At 58.9% G+C, this 253-nt stretch carries 1 pseudogene; it reads right to left on the bottom strand.

Going from position 1 to position 253, the window contains the following annotated elements:
• A pseudogene (locus F6X42_RS43715) lies at positions 1-203 on the bottom strand (hypothetical protein); the annotation flags it as partial.
• Positions 204-253: the final 50 nt, after the last annotated feature.

The following is a 253-nucleotide window of genomic DNA, read 5'->3' as shown; positions in this document are numbered from 1 at the left end:
GCAAGAAACGCGGCTTCGTCAAACGGCTCGCCACGCTGATATGCGGTCCACGCACCGTTGTCGATGGCGTAGCGCATGCCTTCGGTGCGGTGCTCGCCTTTAGCGGAGACAAGAAGACGCCAGCCAGGGCTCCGGTGCAAATAGCGCGCGTGCGAATCGGTTAAGGTGTCGGACTGAACAAATTGAGAGCCGACGATGAGCAAACTGAAGAGCCTGGACGAACTGTTCGCAGGCCGTCACTTTGACCGTGAAG

This window comes from Paraburkholderia podalyriae (genome assembly GCF_014397785.1).
Lineage (GTDB): Bacteria > Pseudomonadota > Gammaproteobacteria > Burkholderiales > Burkholderiaceae > Paraburkholderia > Paraburkholderia podalyriae.
The sequence above is the reverse complement of the archived record's forward strand: the minus strand, read 5'-3'. Positions and strand labels throughout refer to the sequence as shown.